Here is a 22,354-nt window from a genome sequence, read left to right as displayed (position 1 = left end):
GCGGAGGGCGACCCGGGCCCGCGAGTCGCGCGCTGAGTGCGCGCGAGTCGCGGTCTGGGTGCGTGCGAGTCGCGCTTCGAGTGCGCGCGAGTTGGGGTCCGGGTGCAAGCACTCCGTGCCGCTACCCACCGGTAGGTTCCCACCGTGCGCGTGCTGATGGTCTCCTGGGAGTACCCGCCGGTCGTGGTCGGCGGCCTCGGCCGGCACGTGCACGCCCTCGCCACGGAGCTCGCGGCGGCCGGGCACGACGTCGTCGTGCTCTCGCGGCAGCCCGGGGGGAGCGACGCCGCGACGCACCCGACCGCCGACGAGGTGCTGGACGGGGTGCGCGTGCTGCGCGTCGCCGAGGACCCGCTGCACCTGGAGTTCGACCGCGACATGGTGGCCTGGACGCTCGCGATGGGGCACGGGATGCTGCGGGCCGCGCTGACCCGGTTGATCCCGCACTGGCGTCCGGACGTGGTGCACGCCCACGACTGGCTCGTCGCGCACCCGGCCATCGCGCTGGCGGACGTGCTCGAGGTCCCGCTCGTCGCGACGATCCACGCCACCGAGGCGGGCCGGTACGCGGGCTGGCTCTCGTCGCCGCTGTCGAGGCAGGTGCACTCGGCCGAGTGGTGGCTGGCGCGCCGCGCCGACACGTTGATCACTTGCTCCGCCGCGATGCGCGCCGAGGTGGCCGAGCTGTTCGAGGTCGACCCCGATCCGATCGTGGTGCTGCACAACGGCATCGCGCAGCGGAGCTGGCGGGCGAATGCGGCGCGCGTGCGTGACGTGCGGGAGCGCTACGCGCCTGGCGATGCGCCCGTGCTGCTCTACTTCGGCCGGCTGGAGTACGAGAAGGGCGTGCACGACCTGATCGCAGCGCTGCCCCGGATCCGGCGCGCCCACCGGGGCACCCGGCTGGTGGTGGCCGGCACCGGCACCGCGCACGACCAGCTGGTGGCCGCCGTCGAGACCCACCGGGTACGGCGCAGCGTCACCTTCACGGGGCACCTGCCCGACGCCGACCTGGCGGCCCTGCTCCGCGCGGTGGACGCCGTGGTGCTGCCGAGCCGCTACGAGCCGTTCGGGATCGTGGCGCTGGAGGCGGCCGCGGCGGGCGCACCGCTCGTGGCCTCGACGGCGGGCGGGCTCGGCGAAGTGGTGGTGGACGGGGAGACCGGGGTGTCGTTCGCGCCGGGGGACGTGGCGGGCCTTGCCGGGGCGGTCGGCAGGGTGCTCGCGGATCCGGCAGCAGCGGCCCGGAGGGCCCGCGCCGCGCGGAAGCGTCTGGGGAGCGCGTTCGAGTGGAGCCGGATCGCGGCCGACACGGCGTCCGTGTACGCGGCGGCGAGCTGCGGCGGCCCGGCCGAGCTGGGCCGCCCGAAGATCCCTACGGGGAACGTCTTCGGGCGGGACTAGCTCGGCTCAGGCCGCGTCGCTGCGCAGCACTTCGAGCGCAGCGTCGGGGTACTCGCTGGCGAGCAGCTCCACGAGGTCGTCGCGGTTCTCGCCGACCGCTGCGTTCACCGCGAAGGTGTACTCCTCCTCGAGTGCCTGCAAACGGCGGACGGTGGCGTCCTTCATGGTCGGAACGCTTCCTCTCGGAACGGGGTGTGATTCCACCGTGATTAACGGAGGCTCCCCCTGCTTCGTTCCCGGAGACGATGTCCGCATGCCGGAGGTCACAACGATTCAGAGCGCATGAGCCTCGCCTCGACGGCCGCCGCGGACTTGCGCGCGATGTCGGCGAGCGCGGCGCGCCGCTGCGCTGCGGCCTCGTAGTCGGCCTTCCGGTCGCGCACCACACGGGCCGGTGCCCCCACCGCGATCGAGTACTCCGGCACGTCTCCGCGCACCACGGCGTGCGCGCCGAGCACGCAACCGCGGCCGACGCGGGATCCGCGCAGCACGGTCGACTTGACGCCGAGCCAGCAGTCGGGCCCGATCCGCACCGGCGTCTTGACGATGCCCTGGTCCTTGATCGGGAGGTGGACGTCCTCGGTGCGGTGGTCGAAGTCGGTGACGTACACCCAGTCGGCGACGATCGTGGCGGAGCCGATCTCGACGTCCAGGTAGCAGTTGATCGTGTTCTCCCGCCCGAGCACGACCTTGTCGCCGATGCGCAGCGAGCCCTCGTGGCACCGGATCGCGTTGCCGTCGCCGACGTGGACCCACCGGCCGATCTCCAGCCGCCCGTAGCCGGGGCGAGCGTGCAGCTCGACGCGCTTGCCGAGGAAGACCATGCCGCGCAGCACCACGTGCGGGTTGGCGATGCGGAACCGCAGCAGCCGCCAGTAGCGCACCAGGTACCAGGGCGTGTAGGCGCGGTGGCGCAGCACCCAGCGCAGCGACGCGAGCGTGACGAAGCGGGCCTGCCGCGGGTCGCGCCTGCCTGCGCGGGCCCACCTGTGACGCAACGGCGCGCCCCACATGCTCGTCATGACCGCGACCCTATGACGTCGGTCCGGGCCGCTTGCGTCAGCGGCGGTGATCGGCGAACGTCTTGCGGCGTGTCCCGGATCGCCGTGATCGGCAGCGTCAACCTCGACCTCGTGGCCCGGGTGCCGCGCCTGCCCGAAGCCGGTGAGACGCTCGCGGCGAGCGGGCTGCAGCGGGTGCCCGGCGGCAAGGGCGCCAACCAGGCGCTGGCTGCGCGGCGGCTCGGCGCCGACGTCACGATGGTGGCCGCGGTGGGGGCCGACGCGGCAGCCGACGAGGCGCTCGCCCTGCTCACCGCCGACGGGGTGCGGCTCGATCGCCTGCGCCGCGAGCCGGACGAGCCCACCGGGCACGCGCTGATCACCGTGGACGACGCGGGCGAGACCACGATCGTGGTGATCGCGGGCGCCAACGCCACCCTGTCCGTCGCGCCCGACGACGTCCGGGACGCCGACGCGGTGCTCACCGTCCTGGAGATCCCCGACACCGCCGTGACCGACGCGGTGCGCCACGCCTCGGGAATGGTCGTGCTCAACGCGGCCCCCGCGCGCCCGCTGGACCCGGAGCTGATCCGCCGCGTCGACCTCGTGGTGGTCAACTCGGCCGAGTACGCCGCGATCGAGGGCCTCGACGCCGCGGGCGCGGTCGCCGTGACGTACGGCGGCAAGGGCGCGGTGCTGCGGCGTGGTGGGCGCGAGGTGGCTCGTGCGGAGCCGCCAGCCGTCACCGTGGTGGACGGCACCGCGGCGGGCGACACCTTCACCGCGGCGCTCGCCGTCGCGCTGCTCGACGGCGCCTCCGACGAGGAGGCGCTGCGCCGGGCCTGCGCCGCCGGGGCGCTGGCCGTGACCAAGGCGGGCGCGCAGCCGTCGCTGCCCACCGCCGCCGAGCTGGAGGCCGTTCTGTGAGCGCTGTGCCTACGCCGATCGTGATCGACACCGACCCGGGGGTCGACGACGCCGTCGCGATCATGCTGGCGCTCGCCTCGCCGGAGGTGGAGCTGAAGGCGATCACCACCGTGTTCGGCAACGTCGCCCTGGACGCCACCACGGCGAACGCGGGCCGCCTGCTCGCGCTCTGCGACCGGACCGACATCCCGATCGCCATCGGTGCCGCCCGGCCGCTCGTGCACCCGCAGCGCGAGCTGGCGGCGGAATGGCACGGCAACGACGGCCTCGGCGGCCGGGCGGCCACGCTGCCCCTTCCCGTGCCCCCTGGCACGGACACCGCGATCGAGCTGCTCGCCGACGTGCTGCGCACCTCCGAACAGCCGGTGACGCTCGTGCCGATCGGACCGCTCACCAACATCGCGCTCCTGCTCGCGGCGCACCCCGAACTGGCACCGCGGATCGGCCGGATCGTCTGGATGGGCGGGTCGCTGGGCGCGGGCAACACGAGCGGCGTCGCCGAGTTCAACGCCCACTGCGACCCGGAGGCCGCGCACCGCGTGCTCACCCAGTCCGACGTGCCGGTCACGATGGTGCCGCTGGACCTCACGCTGCGCTGCCCCGCGGGCCCCGAGTGGATCGAGGCGCTCGCCGGCTCCGGGCCCCGGTGCGCCGCGCTCGCCGGGGTGATCACGCACTACCGGGCGGCGTTCCGCGAGCGGTACGGCATCGACGCGGTGGCCGTGCACGACGCGGTGGCGGTGCTGGAGGCCGTGCTTCCCGGGACCCTGCGCACCACCCCGAAGCCGGTCGCGGTGGCCTGCGACGTCGGCCCGGCCCGCGGCGCGACCGTCGGAATGGCGGACGGCTCCGGCCCGCCGGTGCAGGTGGCCCTGGACGCCGACACCGACAAGGTGCTCGCGGAGATCCTGGAGCGCCTGCGCCGCCTCGGCTGAGAGCGACGCCCCAGCTTCAGGCCAGGCCGTGCTCGATCGCGTAGCGGACCAGCGCGGCCCTGCTGTGCAGGTGCAGCTTGCGCAGCACGTTCTGCACGTGGTTCTCCACCGTGCGCGGGGAGAGCACGAGCCGGGTGGCGATCTGGCGCGCGGTGAGCCCCTCGACGACGAGCCGCACAACGTCGGACTCCCGCTCGGTGAGCTGGCGCTCGCGCTCGGCGGCTGGCCTGCCGAACTCCTCGAGCAGCACGTCGGCGAGACCCGGGCTGAACACGACCTCACCGGCCGCGGTGCGCCGGACCGCGCCGGCCAGCTCGGCGGGTGCCACGGGACCGGCGAGATGGCTGGTGGCACCTGCCCGCACGGCGGCGAGGGCGACGGTGTGGTCGGTCGCGGCGGAGAGCGTGAGCAGCGGCACCTGCGGCACCGCGACGGCCAGCTCGGCGACGGCGTCGAGGGTGGCGGCTTCGCCGTCGAGCTCGACGACGACGACCTGCGGCCTGCGCTCCTCCACGAGCGGGAGCGCCCCCGACGGATCGGTGCTTCCGGCCACGTCGACCCCGCCACGGGCCAGGGCCGCCGCGACGTGAGGGACGGCGAGCGTGGCGGTGACGAGCACGGCCGAAGCGGGAGCGTTCATCCGGCCGACGCCGCCAACCGCCGCTCGATCATGTCCGGATCCTCCCAAAGAGGGACGCGTCGCGGAGCCGGTTGCGTCGTGATCACCCTTACGGCGCATCCGGTCACGCGCCGTGCTCACTCCTCGACGATGCCCTTCTCGATCGCGTACCGGGCGAGCTGCACCCGGTTGTGCAGCTGGAGTTTGCGCAACGTGCTCTGTACGTGGGTCTCGACGGTGCGGTGCGATACACCGAGCCGTTCCCCGATCTGCCGCGCGGTGAGACCCTTCGCGACCAGGCGCAACACGTCCGTCTCACGCTCGGTGAGCGCGGGGACCTCCGGGCCGGACCGCTCGGCGCCAGCGAGCCTGCGGTACTCCCCGAGCACGAGGCCCGCGAGGCCCGGCGTGAACACCGGGAAGCCGTCGGCCGTGCGCTGCACGGCCGCGAGCAGCTCCTCGGCGCTCGCGGACTTCACGAGGTAGCCGGCCGCCCCCGCCTTGACCGCTTCGAGGACGTCGGTGTGCTCGCCGCTCGCCGAGAGCACGAGGATCCGGGTGTCGGGCAGCGCGTCCAGGATGCCCTCGATCGCCTGCACCCCGGACTTCTCGCCGAGGTTCAGGTCCATCAGCACGACCCGCGGCCGCACGGCGCGGGCGATCCGGACGGCGGCGTCCGCGTCCGGGGCCGTGGCCACGACGTCGAGCCCGCGCTCGGTGAGGTCGCGGGCCACGCCCTCCCGCCAGATCGGGTGGTCGTCGACCACCATCACCGTGATCCCGTCGGTCACGCCAGGTCCTTCCGCAGCTCGACGATCCACTCGGTGCCGCCGGGCCCGGTGTCGCACGTGATCGTGCCACCCAGGTCCCGCACCCGGCCGCGCATCGACCGGGCCACCCCGAGCCGCCCCTGCGCCTCGGCGGCGGCCAACCTGCCTTCGGGGATGCCCGGCCCCTCGTCCCTGACGCTGATCTCCACCTCGGACCCGACGTCCTCGAGCAGCACCCAGGCGGGCGCGTCCGGGCCGACGTGCAGCGCGACGTTCGCCAGTGCGGCGCTCACCACGGCCACCAGCTCGTCCACGGTGTGGGCCGGCAGCTCGACGGTGTGCGCGGGCGCCGACACGGTGACGCGGGAGGACGCGAGCACGCGCAGCGCGGCCGCGAGGTCACGCCTGCCCCGCTCGTCGACGGGCGCCGACCCGGTGGTGAGCAGCGTGCGCAACGCGACCTCCTGCTCCCCCGCCAGCGCGCCGAGCTCGCCTGCCGGGCCACCGAGCTCCGCGCCGCGACGCCGCACGTACCCGAGCACCTGCAGCACCCCGTCGTGCACGGCGCGGGCCAGCCGCTCCCGCTCGGCCATCGCGGCCTCGGAGGCGACGGCGCGGCGCACGCGCTCGGCGGAGCGGCGCAGCACGATGGAGGCGAACCCGATGGTCAGCCCGGCGAGCGCGAGCAGCTCGATGTCGTGCAGCTCGGCCTCCAGCCGGGCCTGGAAGCCCACGAGCGAAGCGGACATGACCGCAGCGCCGATCAACCCGCCGGGGATCCCGAAGGCGACCGCACAGGCCAGCACCGCGCCGGACGTCCAGATCGAGCCCATCACCGGCGCGTCGGCCGCGAGCTGCGCCGGGGTCTGCACCAGCGGCGTCGTGGCCATGACCGCGCACGTCACGGCGATGTCGGCGGCGGCGACCCACCCGCGCCGATCCGACGACCCCGTCGGCCGACGCAGGTAGGCGTAGCCGGAGGCGGCCGTCCACGCGGTCATCACGACGAGCACCGCGACCGCCCCGGCGGGCGAGGCGTACTCGGGCAGGGTCAGCAGCACGCCTGCCACGGCGCTGACCAGCGTCAGGACCCGGTAGACGAGCATCCCGCGCCACAGGGGCTCGAGCGGGTGCTCGACGTAGGCACCGGGGAGGATCACGGCGCCAGCATGCCGCGAGCGCCCGGCCCGGCCATCAGCAGGACTACGGAGTGGCCGACGCATCCGCGGCCCGGCCGCAGCCGTGACCGCGTTCGAACTCAGGCTTTCGTCCCGGTCACCAGCGCGTTGTAGTACCACGCCCTCGGCACCACCCGCGACAGCACGTTCGCGTCGAGCCAGGACAGCCCCAGCCAGGACCGGTAGGCGAACATCGCCCAGCCCCACCCGAGCTTCCCGGGGGGCACCGCGGCCTCGAACGTGCGCACCGGCCAGCCGAGCATCGCCGCGGTGAGCTCCTCGGTGACGACCCGCGCGTCCCGGGCGCCCGCCCGGCGCGCGGTGGCCTCCAGCGCGGCCGGGTCGAACACGTGGATGTCCACCACCGCCTCCAGCGCCGCCGCCCGCGACGACTCGTCGAGCTCCTCCTGCGGTCGCCGCCAGCCCTGCAGCGGGGGCAGCCGGGTGACGGTCGTGACCGCCTTCCACGTCAGCGCGCCGAGCCTGCGGGCGTACCAGTCGCCGACCCGCGTCGGTTCCCCGGCGAACACGAATCGCCCGCCCGGCTTGAGGACGCGCAGCACCTCGCGCAGCGCCAGCTCGACGTCCGGGATGTGGTGCAGCACCGCGTGCCCGACGACGAGGTCGAACGTCTCGTCGTCGTACGGGATGCGCTCGGCGTCGGCGACCCGGCCGTCGACGTCCAGGCCCAGGTGCTCTGCGTTGCGCAGGGCGGCCTGCACCATGCCCGGCGAGAGGTCGGTCACGGATCCGCGCGCCGCCACACCCGCCTGCATGAGGTTGAGCAGGAAGAAGCCGGTGCCGGACCCCAGCTCGAGCGCCCGCTCGTACGGCCAGCCCGAATCGCCCGCTGCGTGGCGGAAGCGGTCGGCGGCGTAGGTGATGCAGCGCTCGTCGTAGGAGATCGACCACTTCTCGTCGTAGGTGCCGGCCTCCCAGTCGTGGTAGAGCACGTTGGCCAGCTTCCGGTCGTGCCGGGCCGCGGCCACCTGCTCGGGGGTGGCGTGCGGGTTCGGTGCCGGGTCTGGCGCGCTCATGGGCAGGGACCCTATCCCCAGCGTGACTAGGATCAGTGGCGATGAACGAGTCGCACCGACCACGCACGCCGGGTCCCGCCGCCCCGGGTCCCGCCGCCCCGGGTACGGCCGTTCCGCACGGGGCATGGAGCGGGAGCCACCAGCCGGTGACGCCGACCGCGGGCCACGCTGTGGTCATCGCGGTCACGATCGCGCTCTCCGCCGCCCTCGTCGCGGGCAGCGGGGCCGCGGGCGGTGGCCTCATCACCCTGCTCGTGCTGCTGCTCGCCATCGCCGCGCTCGTGGTCCCGGTCGGGATCGCGATCATCCTCTGGGCACCGGCGCGGCCACTGACGCGGGCGCTGCTCGCCGGGGCGGGCGTCGCATGCCTGCTGCTGCTCGGGTGGGGCGTGGTCCGCATCGCCGCGGTCTGGCCGACGGTCACGTTCCCGTGGTGAGCTCGTAGGCAGGACCGGCGCGGTCACCGGCCGGTGAACTCGGCCTTCCCCGGCCCCTTGGCCACGAACGACTCCATGCCGATCCGCCGGTCGTCGGTGGCGAACAGCGCGGCGAAGAGCTCGGCCTCCAGGTCGAGGCCGGTGCGCAGGTCGGTGTCGAGCCCGCCGTCGATCGCCTTCTTCGCCGCGGCGAGCGCGATGGCCGGCCCGTTCACGAACTGCTCGGCCCACCGCCGGGCCGCCGCGTAGACCTCGTCGGCGGGGACGACCTCGTCCACCAACCCGATCTCGAGCGCCTCCTTCGCCTCGACCATCCGCCCGGTGTAGATCAGGTCCTTGGTGCGGGACGGGCCGATGAGCCGCGCCATCCGCTGCGTGCCGCCGCCGCCCGGGATGATGCCGAGCAGGATCTCCGGTTGCCCGAGCTTGGCGTTGTCGCCGCAGACACGCCGGTCGCAGCCGAGAGCCACCTCCATGCCGCCGCCGAGTGCATAGCCGGTGATGGCCGCGACCGTGGGCTTCGGAACCTCGGAGAGCGCCCCGAAACAGGCCGAGAGCCGCCGCGCGACCGGGGCCATGTCTGCGTAGGACAGACCGGCCATCTCCTTGATGTCGGCCCCGGCGGCGAACACCTTCTCGCCCCCGTAGACGATCACGGCGCGCACGTCGGCGCGGCGGGTGGCCTCCTCCGCGGCGGCCTTCAGCTCCTCCTGCACCTGCCGGTTGAAGGCGTTCATCGGCGGCCGGTCCAGCCGGATGGTGCCGATGCCGCCCTCGACGTCGAGCCTCACGAATTCGGTCACGCCCGCGACAGTAATGCCTCCGCCAACTCGACCGGCCTGCTGAGCGCGAGCAGGTGCCCGCCCGGCAGCTCCTCGACCTCGACGCCGGGCAGCCGCCGCGCCACCACCCGGCGCTGGAACTCCAGCGGGAAGAACCGGTCCTCGCGCCCCTGGAGGAACCGCGTCGGCACGTCCGGCCATGACGCCAGCGGCCACGGCTTCTCGAACGGGGTGCCGGACTGGTCCGCGGCACCCGCGATCGCCTCCCGGGCGATGTCCGGCGGGACGTCGTGGAAGAAGTCGACGAGCGGGTCGAACGTGTCAGCGGTCCGGCCCTCGCGCTCGGCGTACGCGGCGCGCGCCGCGACCTGACCGGTCACCTCCCACCAGTCGCCCGCGGACTCGCCCGGCTTCGGGACCATCGCGTTTAGCAGCACGATCCGCTCCACCGGCACCCGCTCGGCCACGAGCGGCACGGTGAACCCACCGAGCGACTGGCCGACCAGGACGAGGCCGCCGCGGCGGTCCCCGATCGCCGCGACCACAGCCTCGGCGTACTCCGCGAGCCCGGCGTCGTCGTCGGCGGCCGGGAGATCCACCGCGATCGCCTCGTGGCCCCTGGCCCGCAGCTCGGGGACGAGCCGGTGCCAGTACCACGCCTGCCCGCCCGCGCCGGGGACCAGCACGAATGTGCTCATCACCGCCCCCTCCGCTCGAAATCGTCGGCCGTGCTCCCGCCCGGGAAGCGGGTGGTGAAGTAGAGCACGCCCACCCTGACCGTCAGCGGAGCCAGGCGGTGTAGCGGCCCCTCCGCTTCTGCACCGCGAGGGGCAGGTTGAAGGTCGTGCTCAGGTTCTCGTCGGTCAGGACGTCGTCCATGAGGCCTGCGGCCACCACCGCCCCCTCGCGCAGCAGCAGCGCGTGGCTGTAGCCGACCGGGATCTCCTCGACGTGGTGGGTGACCAGCACCGAAGCGGGGGCGTCCGGGTCGGCGGCGAGCCCGGCGAGGCGAGCGACGAGGTCCTCGCGCCCGCCCAGGTCGAGACCGGCGGCGGGCTCGTCGAAGAGGATCAGCTCCGGGTCGGTCATGAGGGCGCGGGCGATCAGGGTGCGCTTGCGCTCCCCCTCCGACAGGGTGCCGTACTCGCGGTCGGCGAACCCGCGCATGCCCATGGCGGCGAGCAGGTCGTCGGCGCGATCGGTGTCGGAGGCGTCGTAGCGCTCGCGCCAGCGGCCGAGCACTCCCCAACCGGCGCTCACGACGACGTCGCGCACCCGCTCGTCGTTCGGCACGCGCAGTCCCAACGCGGAGGACGTGAGCCCGATGCGCGTGCGCAGCTCGAACACGTTGACGCGCCCGAGCTGCTCACCGAGCACGTGCACCGTGCCGGCCGTGGGGTGCAGCTCGGCTGCGGCGAGGCGCAGCAGGGTGGTCTTGCCGGCGCCGTTCGGGCCGAGGACCACCCAGCGTTCGTCGAGCTCGACCGTCCAGTCGATGTCACGCAACAGGGTGTTGGCCCCGCGGCGGACGGTGACCCCCGACATCCGGACGACGGTGTCCGCAAGATCACCCGCAGCGGGCAGGGACTCAAAGCTTGATCCGGGCGCAGCCACGGGGCATATCCTCGCCGATCGTGCCGGTCTTCCCGCTGGGTGCCCATGCCGACGACGGTGGTGTGCGCTTCGCTGTCGCCTCCACCAGCGCCGATGCCGTCGAGGTGTGCCTCGTCGACGGTTTGGACGACTCCCTGTCCGAGAAGCGGGTGGCGCTCACGGAGCGCACGTTCGGCGTGTGGCACGGGTACGTCGAAGGGGTGAGGCCCGGCCAGCGCTACGGCTATCGCGTCCACGGTCCGTACCGGCCGTGGGAGGGGGTGCGGGCGAACTCCGCGAAGATCCTGGTCGACCCGTACGCGCGCCGGATCACCGGCACGGTCACCGACCTGCGCGCCGCGCGGGGCTGGGTGGACGACCCGATGACCGGCCTGCCGAGCACCGTCGACTCGCTGGGGCACGTGCCGCTGTCGGTGGTCACGGCACCGGACGGGTCGGCTCCTGGTCCTCGTCCCGACGTCCCGTGGTCGGAGACGGTGATCGCCGAGCTGCACGTGCGCGGCTACACCAAGCTGCACCCGGAGGTGCCGCCCGAGCACCGCGGCACGTACCTCGGACTCGCCCACCCGGCCGTGATCGAGCACCTGTGCCGGCTCGGCGTCACCGCCGTCGAGCTGCTGCCGGTCGCGGCGAGCGCGGACGAGCCGCCGCTCCTCGAGCGCGGTCGCCCGAACTACTGGGGCTACGCCACGCTGGGCTTCCTCGCGCCCAACGCGCGGTACGCGAGCCGGCCGGGCGCCGAGATCGAGGAGTTCCGGACGATGGTCGCGGCGCTGCACGCCGCGGGCATCGAGGTGATCCTCGACATCGTGCCGAACCACACGGCGGAGGGCGGGGTCGGCGGCACCACGCTGTCCTACCGCGGGCTGGATGCCCCCGCCTACTACTCGCTGCGCACCGACGGCCACGACGCCGACATCACCGGCACCGGCAACACCCTGGACGCCGGCTCGCCCACGGTCATCCGGCTGGTGTGCGACGCGATGCGGCACTGGGTCACGGTGATGGGCGTCGACGGCTTCCGCATCGACCTGGCCAGCGTGCTCGGCAGGCCCCGCTCCGGCCCCTTCGACCCGCACGGGCCGCTGCTCACGGCGATCGCGGTCGACCCCGTCCTGTCCACCGTGAAGCTCATCGCCGAGCCGTGGGACGCCACGGGCGAGGGCTATCGGGTCGGCGGGTTCGGCGTGGCGTGGTCGGAGTGGAACGGGCGCTACCGCGACGCCGTGCGCGACTTCTGGCGTGGCCACGGCAGCATGGGTGAGGTCGCGTCCCGGCTCGCCGGCAGCTCCGACCTGTACCGGATCTCGGGGCGGCGGCCGTGGGCGTCGATCAACTTCGTCACCGCGCACGACGGGTTCACGCTGCGCGACCTGCTCTCCTACGAGCGCAAGCACAACGAGGCCAACGGCGAGGACAACCGCGACGGCACCGACGACAACCGCTCGCAGAACTTCGGCGAGGAGGGCGAGACCGCCTCCCCGGTGCGCGCCGCCCGCAGGCTCGCCACGGCACGGGCGATGCTCGGCACGCTGCTGCTGTCCACGGGCACGCCGATGCTGCTGGGCGGCGACGAGCTGTGGCGCACCCAGCGGGGCAACAACAACGCGTACTGCCTGGACGACGAGACGTCCTGGGTGGACTGGACGCGGCGGGACGAGGCCCTCGCGGCGTTCACCGCCCGGGTGGCGCGGATCCGGCACAGCTCCCCGGCACTGCACCGCGACCGGTTCTACCGCGACGGCGAGGTGCTCTGGTGGCACCCGTCCGGGCGCCGGCTCACCGGGCCCGACTGGCACGACGCGGGCCTGCACACGATCGGGCTCCTGCGCGGCGAGTGGCTGCTGCTCCTGCACGCGGGCACGGAGGCGGTGGCGGCCACCCTGCCCCCTGGCGGCCCCTTCACACCGGAGCTGGACAGCACCCGATCCGACGGCGTCCCGGCCACCTCGCGCCCGCTCCTCGGCGGGGCCACGATCACGCTCCCGCCGCGCTCGCTGCTGCTGCTCCGCACCCCGTGACCGGACCCGTGCGCCGGCGTACGCCCGGCGCGGACACCGACGTGCTCGCCGTGATCGCGGCGGGCGGCGTGCTCGGGGCGGAGGCCCGCTACGCGCTCGGCGTGCTGCTCCCCCACAGCGGCGACGAGTGGCCGTGGTCGACGCTGCTGGTCAACGTCTCGGGCTGCGTGCTGATCGGCGCGCTCATGGTCGTCATCACCGAGCTGGCGTACGGGCACCGGCTGCTCCGCCCGTTCCTCGGTGTCGGCGTGCTGGGCGGCTACACCACGTTCTCGACGGCCACCGTGGAAGTCCTGTCGCTGATGAGCGCGGGCCGATCGGGCGCCGCAGTCGGTTACGTCGTCGCGACGCCGGTGCTGGCCGTGCTCGGCTGCGGGCTCGGGGTCGTCACCACGCGGCTCGTCACCGGCCGCTCGCCGCGCCGCCCGGAGGCCGCCCGGTGAACGCCACGACCGCGCTCTGGGTGGGCCTCGGCGCGGCGGTCGGGGCGCCGATGCGGTACCTGGTGGACCGCGCCGTCCAGAGCCGGCACGGCAGCCGGTTCCCGTGGGGCACCTTCACCGTCAACATGATCGGCTCGTTCGTCCTCGGCGCGCTCGCCGGCGCCGCGGGCGTGCTGCCCGAGGCCGTGTCGGCCGTCGTGGGCATCGGCTTCTGCGGTGCGCTGACGACCTACAGCACGTTCAGCTACGAGACGTTCACGCTGCTGGAGGACCGGGGGCGCGCCACCGGCTCCGCCTACCTCGTGGGCAGCGTCGTCGTCGGGCTGCTGGTGGCCGCGGTCGGCTGGTGGGCCACTTCCACCATGGTCACCTGACCGGCGGTCCGCCACACTGGCGGTCCACCTGGAACCACCGGGAGGACGCCGTGAGCAGCGCCTTCGATGCCGGCCGCACCGACGGGCCCACGCTCGTCGTCGGCCACGGCCAGGACCCCTCCAGCGACCACGCCCTGCTGACCGCGGTCGACCTGGCGCGCCGGCTGGGCGGCCGGCTGCACGTCGTGCACGTCGTCGACCTCAACGACTACCCGCTCAACATCGACGCCCCCGACTGGGAGCAACGAGGCGCCGAGGCGGTGGCCGCCGAGCAGCGGCACGTCGAGCGCCTGCTGGCCGGGGCACCGGTGCCGTGGACCTACGAGGCCCGGCACGGCGAACCGACGAAGGTGCTCTGCACCGCAGCCGACGAGCGCGACGCCCTGCTGATCGTCGTCGGGTCGCGCGGCGAGGGGCTGCGTCGCGCGCTGGGGCGGGTGATGGACCCGTCGATCTCGCACGGGGTCATCCAGCGCCAGCGCAGGCCCGTGCTGGTGGTGCCCACGCACGACTGAGCCGGGCTCGGGCGCGTTCGCCGCTCAGCCCCCGCAGCACCCGCCGCCGCAACAACCCCCTGCCGGCGCGGGTGCGGACCCCCGCCCGCCCACGGCGACCGTGCTGAGCAGCTTCACCGTGTCGTCGTGCCCGTCCGGGCAGCGGGCGGGCTCCGATGCGTCGGCCATCGGGCGGCTCACCTCGAACGTCGAACCGCACTCACGGCAACGGAAGTCATAGCGAGGCACCCGCAGAGCTTACGTCCCGACATCGCGGTGGAATCGAAGTGAACGTTGCGTTTCTCACCGCTGAACCCTACTGTTTCTAGAGAACGAAGCGTTCTCTAGGGGGTGGGGATGGCGCGTCGCGTGCTGCCGGGGCTCATGCTCGTGATGCTGCTCGGCGCCCTCGACCAGACCGTGATGGCAGCGGCCCTGCCCGCCGTGGCCGCCGACCTCGGTCGGTTCGACCTGATGCCCGCCGTGATCACGGCCTACCTCGCGGCCGCCACCGTGGTGATGCCGCTGCACGGCAAGCTCGGGGACCGGTACGGGCGGGGGCCGGTGCTGCTGGTCGCGATCGCCGTCTTCGTGCTCGGCGCCGTCCTCTGCGCCACGGCCACCTCGATGCCCGCGCTGATCGCATGGCGGGTCGTGCAGGGCGCGGGCGGTGGCGGGCTGATGATCGGCGCCCAGGCCGTGTTGGGCGAGGTGGTGAGCCCGCGGGAGCGCGGGCGCTACCTCGGTCTGCTCGGTGGGGTCTACGTCGTCGCGGCCGTGGGCGGGCCGCTGCTGGGCGGGCTCGCGGTCGACCACCTCACGTGGCGCTGGATCTTCGCGCTCTACCCGCCGCTCGGCCTGGTGGCGCTGGTCGTCGTCGCCCGCACGCTGCGCCTGCCCGCGCCGCGCGAGCGCCCGCCGTTCGACGTGCTCGGCGCGGTCCTGCTCTCCCTCGCCGTGACGGGCGTTGTCCTGCTCGGCAGCGGGCCCGGCAGCCTCACCCCGCTGGTCGCGGTGGCGACCGGGCTGGCCGCGGCCGGTTGGCTCGCCACCGCACACCGAGCCGCAGACCCGGTGCTGCCGCTACGCCTGTTCCGCACGCGCTCCATCGCGATCCCGACGGCCATCAGCCTGCTCGTCGGCTTCGCCCTGTTCGGCACGATCAGCTACCTGCCGGCGTTCCTCCAGGTGGCACGGGGCGCCTCCGCCACGCAGGGCGGGCTCGTGGTCACCGTGCTGATGGCGGGCGTGCTCCTCACCACCACCGTCTCCGGCCGGATCATCACGCGCACCGGCCGGTACAAGGCCTTCCCCGTCGCCGGCACCGCCACGGCCGCGCTCGGCCTCGCCCTGCTGGGCACCGTCGGGCGCGCCACCCCGCTCCCGTTCGTGCTCGCCGCGCTGCTGCTGGTCGGGCTGGGCATCGGGATGGTCATGCAGGTGATGGTGCTCGTAGCCCAGAACGGGGCCGAGCACCGCGACCTGGGAGCCGCCACCTCCGCGGTCACGTTCCTGCGCCAGATCGGCGCGAGCACCGGGGTCGCCGCGATCGGCAGCCTGATCACGTCCAGGTTCGCGGCCGCCCTCCCCCCGGGCACCGACGTGCGCATCGCATCCACCATCGACCCGGAACGGCTCACCCACCTTCCCGTCGCCGTCCGCGACGCGTTCGGCACCGCCGTCCCGCCGGTGTTCGGGTTCGTCGCTCCACTGCTCGGGCTGGCATTCGTGCTGGCCGTCGCACTGCCCGCCCAACCGCTGCGCGACACCGCGCACGTCGGCTCGTCCTGAAGGAAGGAGGGCATGATGACCCACGCCCCCACCCGCCCGGCCACCGTGCTGCCGCTCACCGCCGTCGGACGCGACGACCTCGCGTCCGCGGGCGGCAAAGGAGCCAACCTCGGGGAGCTGATCCGGGCCGGTTTCCCGGTGCCCGACGGTGTCGTCATCACCACCGACGCGTACGCGGCGGTCGTCGAGCAGGCGGGCCTCGCGCCGGCCCTCGCCTCCGCGGCCGACGACGGGGGCGCCGCGCTGCGGGCCGCCTTCGCCGCCGTCGAGATGCCGGACGACCTGCGCAAGGCGATCCTCGACATCCACCCGCTCCTCGGGGGTGGGCCGGTCGCCGTGCGGTCCAGCGCGACCGCGGAGGACCTGCCGGGGGCGGCGTTCGCCGGTCAGCAGGACACGTACCTCAACGTGGTCGGCCCCGAGGCGCTGCTCGACGCGGTCCGGCGGTGCTGGGGGTCGCTGTGGACGGAGCGGGCCATCGCCTACCGGGCACGCCGCGACGTCGACCCGGCCGCCGTGCGGATCGCGGTGGTCGTGCAGCGGATGGTGCCGGCCGCCTTCGCGGGCGTGCTGTTCACGGCCAACCCCGTGAGCGGTGCCCGCGACGAGGTCGTCGTCGACGCCAGCAGCGGGCTCGGCGAGGCCGTGGTGTCGGGGCTGGTCACCCCCGACCACTACGTGCTCGGCGCGGACGGGCAGGTGCGCGAGCGGCGGCGCGGGCTGCGCGAGGTGGTCGTGCGCGGAATCGACGGCGGCGGGGTCGAGCACTGCGAGGAGGGGCGGCACGAGGAGCTGCCCGACACGGTGCTCGCCGAGCTGGCTGCGCTGGGCCGCAGGGTGGCCGACCACTTCGGCCGGCCCCAGGACATCGAGTGGGCGTGGGCCGACGGACGGGTGTGGCTGGTGCAGGCGCGGCCGATGACGGCTCTCCCGCCGCCTCCGCTGCACCTGTCGCGCATCCAGCGGATCAGCGGCCCGCAGATCGTCGAGTACCTGCCGTACCGGCCCTATCCCATGGACACGAGCGGCTGGATCGACCGCGGCATCGGGCGCATGGTCCGGCGGATGCTCCGCGAGATCGCCGGAGTGCACATCGACTTCGCCGATGTGCTCCCGGAGTCCGACGGCGTGGTCGATCGCTTCGTGCCGCCGCAACCGCGACCCACCCTCGAGGTGCTGGGCGCGCCCGCCCGCAACCTGCCGCGGATCCGGCGCTACCGCCCGGCCGGCTGGACGCGCGACCCGCGGTACACCCGCTTCGAGCGGGAGGTGCGCGAGCTCGCCGCCGTCGACGTGCCCGCGCTCGGCTGGGACGAGCTGCGCCGGCTGCCCCAGCGCACGTTCGACACCACGGACCTCGTCACCGACCTGCGGGTGGACTACCTGCCCCGCGTGGGGGTCGACCTGCTGCGGTTGCGCCTCCTGCAGGTGCTGCTGCGCCGCAGCGGCGTCTCCGGGCTGACCCTCGGCACGCGCACCCGCACCGAGGACGCCAACCGGGAGCTGCTGCGGCTCGCCGAGCGCGTGCGCGCCGACGGGGCGCTGCGCACCGTGTTCGGTCTCGAACCGGACGCCATCGCGGAGCGGATCGAGCAGGATCCGGCGTTCGCCGACTTCCGCGCGGCGTTCGCGGCCTTCCGCGCCGAGTACGGCCACCGCGAGACCGCGAGCCCGCTGCTGATGTCCGCGCCGACGTGGGGCGACGCGCCGGCCATCGTGCTCGGCATGGTGAAGGTCCTCGTGGCGGACGCCCCACCGGCGCCGGCCGCCGACCGCGCGGAGCGGGCCGAGCAGCAGCTTCTGACCCACCCGCTGGTGCGGCTGACTCGCTCCGAACGGCGGGTCAGGGGCCTGCTGGCCGGTGCCCGCTCCGGCATCGCGTTCCGCGAGGACACGCACTTCCACGGCACCCGCTTGCTGCCGGTGCTGCGTCGGGCCGTGCTGGAGATGGGCCGACGGCTGGCCGCGGCAGACGTGCTGCGCGAGGCGGACGACGTGCTGCACCTGCGCCTCGAGGAGCTGGAGGGCCTCGCCGACCCGGCCACGCTCGCCCCGGCCGACGCCGAGCGCGTGCGGGCCACGGCGCGCGCCCGCTCGGCCCGGCGCGCGGAGCTGGCGGGCGTGCCGCTCATCGCGTCGTCGGTCCTCTTCCCGGACCGCGCACCCAGGGGCGACGCCCTGGTCACGGGCACTCCGGCGAGCGGCGGGCGGGCCACGGGGCCGGTGCGGGTGATCCGGGAGACCGCCGGGTTCGGCCGGCTCCGCAGCGGCGACGTGCTCGTCTGCCCATACACGAACCCGTCCTGGACGCCGCTCTTCCAGCGGGCGGCCGCCGTGGTCGTGGACAGCGGGGGCGCCGGGTCGCACGCCGCGATCGTCGCCCGGGAGTACGGGATCCCGGCCGTGATGGGCTCTGCGACCGGCACGAGCGTGCTCACGGACGGCCAGGTCGTGACGGTCGACGGCGACACCGGCCTGGTCACGGGAGAATAGTGCCGTGAGCTCCCCGGCCGGGCCCCTCGCGGAGGCGGACGTCGATCATCGGAAGCGACCGCGCAGGCGCGGGGCCGCGCTCGAGTCCGCGATCCTCGACGCGGTGCTGGCCGAGCTCACCGAGGTCGGCTACGCGCGGCTCTCGGTGGAGCGGGTGGCCGAGCGCGCCGGCGCGAGCAAGGCGTCGCTGTACCGGCGGTGGCCCAGCAAGGTCGAGCTGGTGATGGACGCCGTCTACCACGTCTTCCCGCACTCCGGCTCACCGCCGGACACGGGGAGCCTGCGCGGCGACCTCATCGCCATGATGACCGCGGTCGCCGACCAGCTCGCCGGGCCCGCCGGCCAGGCGCTCAGCGGGATCCTGAGCGACGCGCTCGCCGACCCCGACCAGGCGCGGCGCGTGCGGTCCTACGCGCGGGGCACCAGCCAGGAGGCCGTGCGCGAGATCGTCCGGCGCGCGGTCGCCCGGGGCGAGGTGGATCCCGCGGCGGTGACCGAACGCCGGCTCGAAGCCGGCCACGCCCTGATACGGCACCAGTTCATCACCCGGGGCGTCCCGATCCCCGGCCGGGTGATCGAGGAGATCATCGACGAGGTGGTGATCCCGCTCCTGCAGGTCCCCCCGCAGGTCGGGTAGCGCCGGCCGCCAGGGCCGGCGCGTATTAGACCGCCACGTTGCGCGGCCTCCTCGGTCGAGGCTTCCTGGGCTAAGGCCTTGGCGGCCCCGCACGACGCGCGGCGCCACCGAAGGCCCGGTGGGGGTGGGCCTGGGCGACGGGTGGCACCGAAGGCCTGGTGGGAGACGGGTGGTGGTCTCGACACGGGACGGCGCTGAGGCGCCGTCCCGACTCGACCAGCGGGAAGCTCAGCGGGGCAGGACGATCTTGGCGAGCTCCGCGGACGACGCCAGCAGCGGGTGGCACGGCAGCACGCGCACGGTGTAGCCGGTGAGACCGGCGTGCGGGAGCTTGACCACGGACTCGAAGCGCTCGCCCGCGCCGTCGGCCGGGCCGACGTGCTCCATCCCGACGGTGACGGTGTCGGCGAGGTCGTCGTCCTCCCCGACGCGCCCGATCACCGCCTCCACGGAGACGTCCTTCGGGTCGAGCCCCGCGAGCTGCACCGACGCGCGCACGGTCATCGGCACGCCGACCTCCGGCGTGTCCGGCAGGCCGGAGGCGTCGACGCCGACGATCTCCACCCGCGGCCACGCGGCGTTGAGCCGGTTCCGGTAGGCCGCCAGCTCGCGCGCAGGCCCGTAGTCGTCGCCGGAGATCCGGGCGGCGGCGCGGGCGGCGGGGGCGTACCAGTCCTCGACGTACTCGCGCACCATCCGCGTGGCCTGCACCTGCGGGCGCAGCGTGGTGAGCGTGTGGCGCACCAGCTCCACCCAGCGCGGCGGCACCCCGTTGACGCGCTCGTAGAACGCCGGAGCCACCTGGGTGGCGAGCAGCTCGTAGAGCGCGTTGGCCTCGAGGTCGTCGCGCCGCACCGGGTCCTCGATGCCGTCTGCGGTGGGGATCGCCCAGCCGTTGGCGCCGTCGTAGAACTCGTCCCACCAGCCGTCGCGGATCGATAGGTTGAGCCCGCCGTTCAGCGCCGACTTCATGCCGGACGTCCCGCAGGCCTCCAGCGGCCGCAGCGGGTTGTTGAGCCACACGTCGCAGCCCCAGTACAGGTACCGGGCCATCGACATGTCGTAGTCGGGCAGGAAGACGATGCGGTGGCGCACGGCGGGGTCGTCGGCGAACCGCACGATCTCCTGGATCAGCGCCTTGCCGCCGTCGTCGGCGGGGTGGCTCTTGCCCGCCACGACGAGCTGCACCGGACGGTGCGGGTCGAGCAGCAGGTCGCGCAGCCGCTCCTTGTCGCGCAGCATCAGCGTGAGCCGCTTGTAGGTGGGCACGCGGCGGGCGAACCCGACGGTGAGCACCTCGGGGTCGAAGACGTGGTCGGTCCAGGACAGCTCGGGGGTGGACGCGCCGCGCTGCAGCCACGCCTCGCGCACCCGGCGGCGCACCTCGGACACCAGCCGGGCTCGCAGCGCCCCGCGCAGCTCCCACAGCATCTCGTCGGAGACCGGCTCGCGCGGGGTGCCGTTGGCGACCGGACCGGCGTCCCCGAGCAGGGCGGTGACCTCCCGGGCCTCCCAGGTGGCGCCGTGGACGCCGTTGGTGACCGAGCCGATCGGCACCTCGTCGGCGTCGAAGCCCTGCCAGAGCCGGCCGAACATGCCCCGCGACACGGCGCCGTGCAGCTGGGACACGCCATTGGCGCGCTGGGCCAGCCGCAGGCCCATGTGGGCCATGTTGAACATGTTGGGGTTGTCCTCCGCGCCGAGCGCGAGGACGCGGTCCATCGGGACGCCGGGCAGCAGCTCGTCGAAGAAGTAGTGCCGCACCAGGTCGATCGGGAACCGGTCGATGCCCGCGGGCACCGGGGTGTGCGTGGTGAAGACCGTGCCCGCCCGCACCGCCGCGACCGCTTCGTCGAACGAGAGCCCGTCGCGCTCGTGCAGCTCGCGGATGCGTTCGAGGCCGAGGTAGCCGGCGTGCCCCTCGTTGGTGTGGAACACCTCGGGCTCCGGGTGCCCGGTGACCGCGCAGAACGCGCGCACGGCCCGCACCCCGCCGATGCCGACGAGGATCTCCTGCTTGATGCGGTGGTCCTGGTCGCCGCCGTACAGCCGGTCGGTGACCCCGCGCAGGTCCGGCTCGTTCTCCTCGATGTCGGAGTCGAGCAGGAGCAGCGGCACCCGTCCGACGGAGGCCTGCCATACCCGCGCCTTGAGGGTGCGCTTCGCCGGCATGCCGACCTCGACGAGCACCGGCGCGCCGTCGGCGTCGACGAGCAGCTGCAGCGGGAGGCCCTGCGGGTCGAGCACCGGGTAGTGCTCGAGCTGCCAGCCGTCCAGCGAGAGCGACTGGCGGAAGTACCCGGAGCGGTACAGGAGCCCGACGCCGACCAGCGGGACCCCGAGGTCGGATGCGGCCTTGAGGTGGTCGCCCGCGAGCACGCCGAGGCCGCCGGAGTAGTTCGGCAGCACCTCGCTCACGCCGAACTCCATCGAGAAGTAGCCGACGGCCGCCGGCAGCGAGGGGTCGTCCTCGCGCTCCACCTGGTACCACCGCGGCTCCTGCAGGTAGCTCGCGAGGTCGTCGGCCAGCTCCCGCACCGTGACGACGGTGTCGGCGTCCTTGGCCAGCTCGGCGAGGCGCGTCGAGGAGATCTCCCCGAGCAGCCGCACCGGGTCGTGCCCCGCGCGGTCCCACGCGTCGGGGTCGAGCGTGGCGAAGAGGTCCTGGGTGGGGGTGTGCCAGGTCCACCGCAGGTTGGTGGCCAGGGTCTGCAGCGGAGCCAGCGCGGAGGGCAGCTGGGCGCGGACGGTGAACCTGCGAAGAGCCTTCACCCGGCAGACGATAGATGAATGGATCCCCGGATCGGTCCAGTACTCGCCGCACCATGATTGACAGGGCGCGCGGTCTGTAACTAGCTTGGTTGCAGTTCGAGCGGAGGGGTCACGTGGGTCTCAGCAGCAGGAGCGCGGTCGCGATCCACGCCCTCACCATGCTGGGTCGCTGGAACGACCGCTCGCTCACCTCGGCGGAGATCGCAGACAGCCTGGCGAGCAACCCGGTCCTGGTGCGGCGCATCCTCGGCAGCCTGCGCGATGCAGGCCTCGTGTTGTCCACGGAGGGGCGTGGCGGCGGCTGGACCCTCGCCCGCAAGCCCCGGGAGATCACGCTCTACGACGCGTTCGCGGCGGTGGAGGAGGGGCCGGTCCTGTCCCGGCACGCCCATCCGCCCAGTGACGCGTGCGAGGTCGGGCGGCACATGCAGGCCGTGCTCGAGGCCGAGTTCCGCGCAGCGGAGCACGCCATGGAAGTGCGGCTCGGACGCACGACCGTCGAGCACCTGGTCCAGCAGACGCTGGCCCGCGAACGCGAGCTGACCCACTAGCCGGAGCACGGCGGAGGCGACGGTCCTCCGCCGTACACCCATGCCCAAACTGTAACTATTTGAGTGGCAGTAAA

The 22,354-nt window shown here is 74.0% G+C and carries 23 protein-coding genes; 12 read left to right on the top strand and 11 right to left on the bottom strand.

From position 1 onward, the window contains the following. The first annotated feature begins 144 nt into the window (after positions 1-144). Complete coding sequence (locus FB388_RS01690) at positions 145-1,404, top strand: glycosyltransferase family 4 protein (protein ID WP_142095910.1); 1,260 nt, start codon at positions 145-147, stop codon at positions 1,402-1,404. 6 nt (positions 1,405-1,410) lie between these two features. On the opposite strand, the gene FB388_RS39175 is transcribed toward FB388_RS01690, so the two are convergent. Together FB388_RS39175 and FB388_RS01685 are read right to left on the bottom strand one after the other, a co-directional pair. Next, positions 1,411-1,569 (bottom strand): hypothetical protein, encoded by a 159-nt coding sequence (locus FB388_RS39175; protein WP_170225429.1) that lies wholly within the window; start codon positions 1,567-1,569, stop codon positions 1,411-1,413. Positions 1,570-1,667: 98 nt separating this feature from the next. Continuing rightward, positions 1,668-2,426, bottom strand: coding sequence for an acyltransferase (locus FB388_RS01685; RefSeq protein WP_142095907.1), 759 nt, complete (start codon positions 2,424-2,426; stop codon positions 1,668-1,670). Positions 2,427-2,495: 69 nt separating this feature from the next. Here FB388_RS01685 and FB388_RS01680 point away from each other — a divergent pair, with 69 nt between their 5' ends. Both FB388_RS01680 and FB388_RS01675 read left to right on the top strand, forming a co-directional pair. Then, the gene (locus FB388_RS01680; protein WP_246121478.1) at positions 2,496-3,332 is read left to right on the top strand and encodes a ribokinase; all 837 of its coding nucleotides are present in this window, start codon (positions 2,496-2,498) and stop codon (positions 3,330-3,332) included. A gap of 5 nt (positions 3,333-3,337) precedes the next feature. Further along, entirely contained in the window at positions 3,338-4,267 is a 930-nt protein-coding gene (locus FB388_RS01675; RefSeq protein ID WP_142102461.1) for a nucleoside hydrolase, read from the top strand. A gap of 16 nt (positions 4,268-4,283) precedes the next feature. Here FB388_RS01675 and FB388_RS01670 read toward each other — a convergent pair whose 3' ends face one another. From FB388_RS01670 to FB388_RS01655, 4 genes are all read right to left on the bottom strand, one after another. Next, positions 4,284-4,907 carry a response regulator transcription factor gene (locus tag FB388_RS01670; protein ID WP_142095899.1) on the bottom strand — a complete coding sequence of 208 codons (624 nt, stop codon included), beginning with the start codon at positions 4,905-4,907 and terminating at the stop codon, positions 4,284-4,286. A gap of 116 nt (positions 4,908-5,023) precedes the next feature. Further along, on the bottom strand, positions 5,024-5,656 hold the full coding sequence (locus FB388_RS01665) for a response regulator (protein ID WP_170225659.1): 633 nt from the start codon (positions 5,654-5,656) through the stop codon (positions 5,024-5,026). A 17-nt stretch (positions 5,657-5,673) separates the two neighbouring features. Continuing rightward, complete coding sequence (gene macS, locus FB388_RS01660; protein ID WP_246121476.1) at positions 5,674-6,816, bottom strand: MacS family sensor histidine kinase; 1,143 nt, start codon at positions 6,814-6,816, stop codon at positions 5,674-5,676. Positions 6,817-6,914: 98 nt separating this feature from the next. Beyond that, the gene (locus tag FB388_RS01655; RefSeq protein ID WP_142095893.1) at positions 6,915-7,871 is read right to left on the bottom strand and encodes a class I SAM-dependent methyltransferase; all 957 of its coding nucleotides are present in this window, start codon (positions 7,869-7,871) and stop codon (positions 6,915-6,917) included. A gap of 41 nt (positions 7,872-7,912) precedes the next feature. Here FB388_RS01655 and FB388_RS01650 point away from each other — a divergent pair, with 41 nt between their 5' ends. Next, the gene (locus FB388_RS01650) at positions 7,913-8,308 is read left to right on the top strand and encodes a hypothetical protein (RefSeq protein WP_142095891.1); all 396 of its coding nucleotides are present in this window, start codon (positions 7,913-7,915) and stop codon (positions 8,306-8,308) included. A 23-nt stretch (positions 8,309-8,331) separates the two neighbouring features. Here the strand turns inward: FB388_RS01650 and FB388_RS01645 are convergent, their stop codons facing one another. The 3 genes from FB388_RS01645 to FB388_RS01635 form a co-directional block, all read right to left on the bottom strand. Next, positions 8,332-9,111: an enoyl-CoA hydratase/isomerase family protein gene (locus FB388_RS01645; RefSeq protein WP_142095888.1), complete on the bottom strand. Its 780-nt coding sequence runs from the start codon at positions 9,109-9,111 to the stop codon at positions 8,332-8,334. Further along, on the bottom strand, positions 9,108-9,788 hold the full coding sequence (locus FB388_RS01640) for an alpha/beta fold hydrolase (protein ID WP_142095885.1): 681 nt from the start codon (positions 9,786-9,788) through the stop codon (positions 9,108-9,110). The genes FB388_RS01645 and FB388_RS01640 overlap by 4 nt, the downstream gene beginning before the upstream one ends. 82 nt (positions 9,789-9,870) lie before the next feature. Then, a complete protein-coding gene (locus FB388_RS01635) occupies positions 9,871-10,635 on the bottom strand; it encodes an ABC transporter ATP-binding protein (RefSeq protein ID WP_142095882.1) in 765 nt (254 codons plus the stop codon). A gap of 89 nt (positions 10,636-10,724) precedes the next feature. Between FB388_RS01635 and glgX the strand changes: the two genes are divergently transcribed. From glgX to FB388_RS39170, 4 genes are read left to right on the top strand one after another with little or no spacing between them, the layout of a single operon-like run. Then, the gene (gene glgX / locus FB388_RS01630; protein WP_142095880.1) at positions 10,725-12,725 is read left to right on the top strand and encodes a glycogen debranching protein GlgX; all 2,001 of its coding nucleotides are present in this window, start codon (positions 10,725-10,727) and stop codon (positions 12,723-12,725) included. Next, complete coding sequence (locus FB388_RS01625) at positions 12,722-13,168, top strand: fluoride efflux transporter FluC (RefSeq protein ID WP_246121475.1); 447 nt, start codon at positions 12,722-12,724, stop codon at positions 13,166-13,168. Before glgX ends, FB388_RS01625 begins: the two co-directional genes overlap by 4 nt. Next, the gene (gene crcB, locus FB388_RS01620) at positions 13,165-13,542 is read left to right on the top strand and encodes a fluoride efflux transporter CrcB (protein ID WP_142095878.1); all 378 of its coding nucleotides are present in this window, start codon (positions 13,165-13,167) and stop codon (positions 13,540-13,542) included. The genes FB388_RS01625 and crcB overlap by 4 nt, the downstream gene beginning before the upstream one ends. Before the next feature lie 50 nt (positions 13,543-13,592). Beyond that, positions 13,593-14,057 (top strand): universal stress protein, encoded by a 465-nt coding sequence (locus tag FB388_RS39170; protein ID WP_170225428.1) that lies wholly within the window; start codon positions 13,593-13,595, stop codon positions 14,055-14,057. Between the two features lie 24 nt (positions 14,058-14,081). Here FB388_RS39170 and FB388_RS01610 read toward each other — a convergent pair whose 3' ends face one another. After that, on the bottom strand, positions 14,082-14,285 hold the full coding sequence (locus FB388_RS01610; RefSeq protein ID WP_142095874.1) for an FmdB family zinc ribbon protein: 204 nt from the start codon (positions 14,283-14,285) through the stop codon (positions 14,082-14,084). A 108-nt stretch (positions 14,286-14,393) separates the two neighbouring features. Here FB388_RS01610 and FB388_RS01605 point away from each other — a divergent pair, with 108 nt between their 5' ends. The 3 genes from FB388_RS01605 to FB388_RS01595 are packed head-to-tail and all read left to right on the top strand — an operon-like array spanning position 14,394 to position 18,957. After that, positions 14,394-15,827 carry an MFS transporter gene (locus FB388_RS01605; RefSeq protein WP_142095872.1) on the top strand — a complete coding sequence of 478 codons (1,434 nt, stop codon included), beginning with the start codon at positions 14,394-14,396 and terminating at the stop codon, positions 15,825-15,827. Positions 15,828-15,842: 15 nt separating this feature from the next. Then, positions 15,843-18,320: a PEP/pyruvate-binding domain-containing protein gene (locus FB388_RS01600; protein WP_142102458.1), complete on the top strand. Its 2,478-nt coding sequence runs from the start codon at positions 15,843-15,845 to the stop codon at positions 18,318-18,320. A 4-nt stretch (positions 18,321-18,324) separates the two neighbouring features. Then, positions 18,325-18,957: a TetR/AcrR family transcriptional regulator gene (locus FB388_RS01595; RefSeq protein ID WP_142095870.1), complete on the top strand. Its 633-nt coding sequence runs from the start codon at positions 18,325-18,327 to the stop codon at positions 18,955-18,957. Between the two features lie 228 nt (positions 18,958-19,185). Here FB388_RS01595 and glgP read toward each other — a convergent pair whose 3' ends face one another. After that, the gene (glgP, locus tag FB388_RS01590) at positions 19,186-21,729 is read right to left on the bottom strand and encodes an alpha-glucan family phosphorylase (protein ID WP_142095868.1); all 2,544 of its coding nucleotides are present in this window, start codon (positions 21,727-21,729) and stop codon (positions 19,186-19,188) included. Positions 21,730-21,842: 113 nt separating this feature from the next. Between glgP and FB388_RS01585 the strand changes: the two genes are divergently transcribed. Beyond that, complete coding sequence (locus FB388_RS01585; RefSeq protein WP_246121473.1) at positions 21,843-22,280, top strand: RrF2 family transcriptional regulator; 438 nt, start codon at positions 21,843-21,845, stop codon at positions 22,278-22,280. Positions 22,281-22,354 lie beyond the last annotated feature (74 nt).

The sequence above is a fragment of the Pseudonocardia cypriaca genome (genome assembly GCF_006717045.1).
Lineage (GTDB): Bacteria > Actinomycetota > Actinomycetes > Mycobacteriales > Pseudonocardiaceae > Pseudonocardia > Pseudonocardia cypriaca.
The sequence above is the reverse complement of the archived record's forward strand: the minus strand, read 5'-3'. Positions and strand labels throughout refer to the sequence as shown.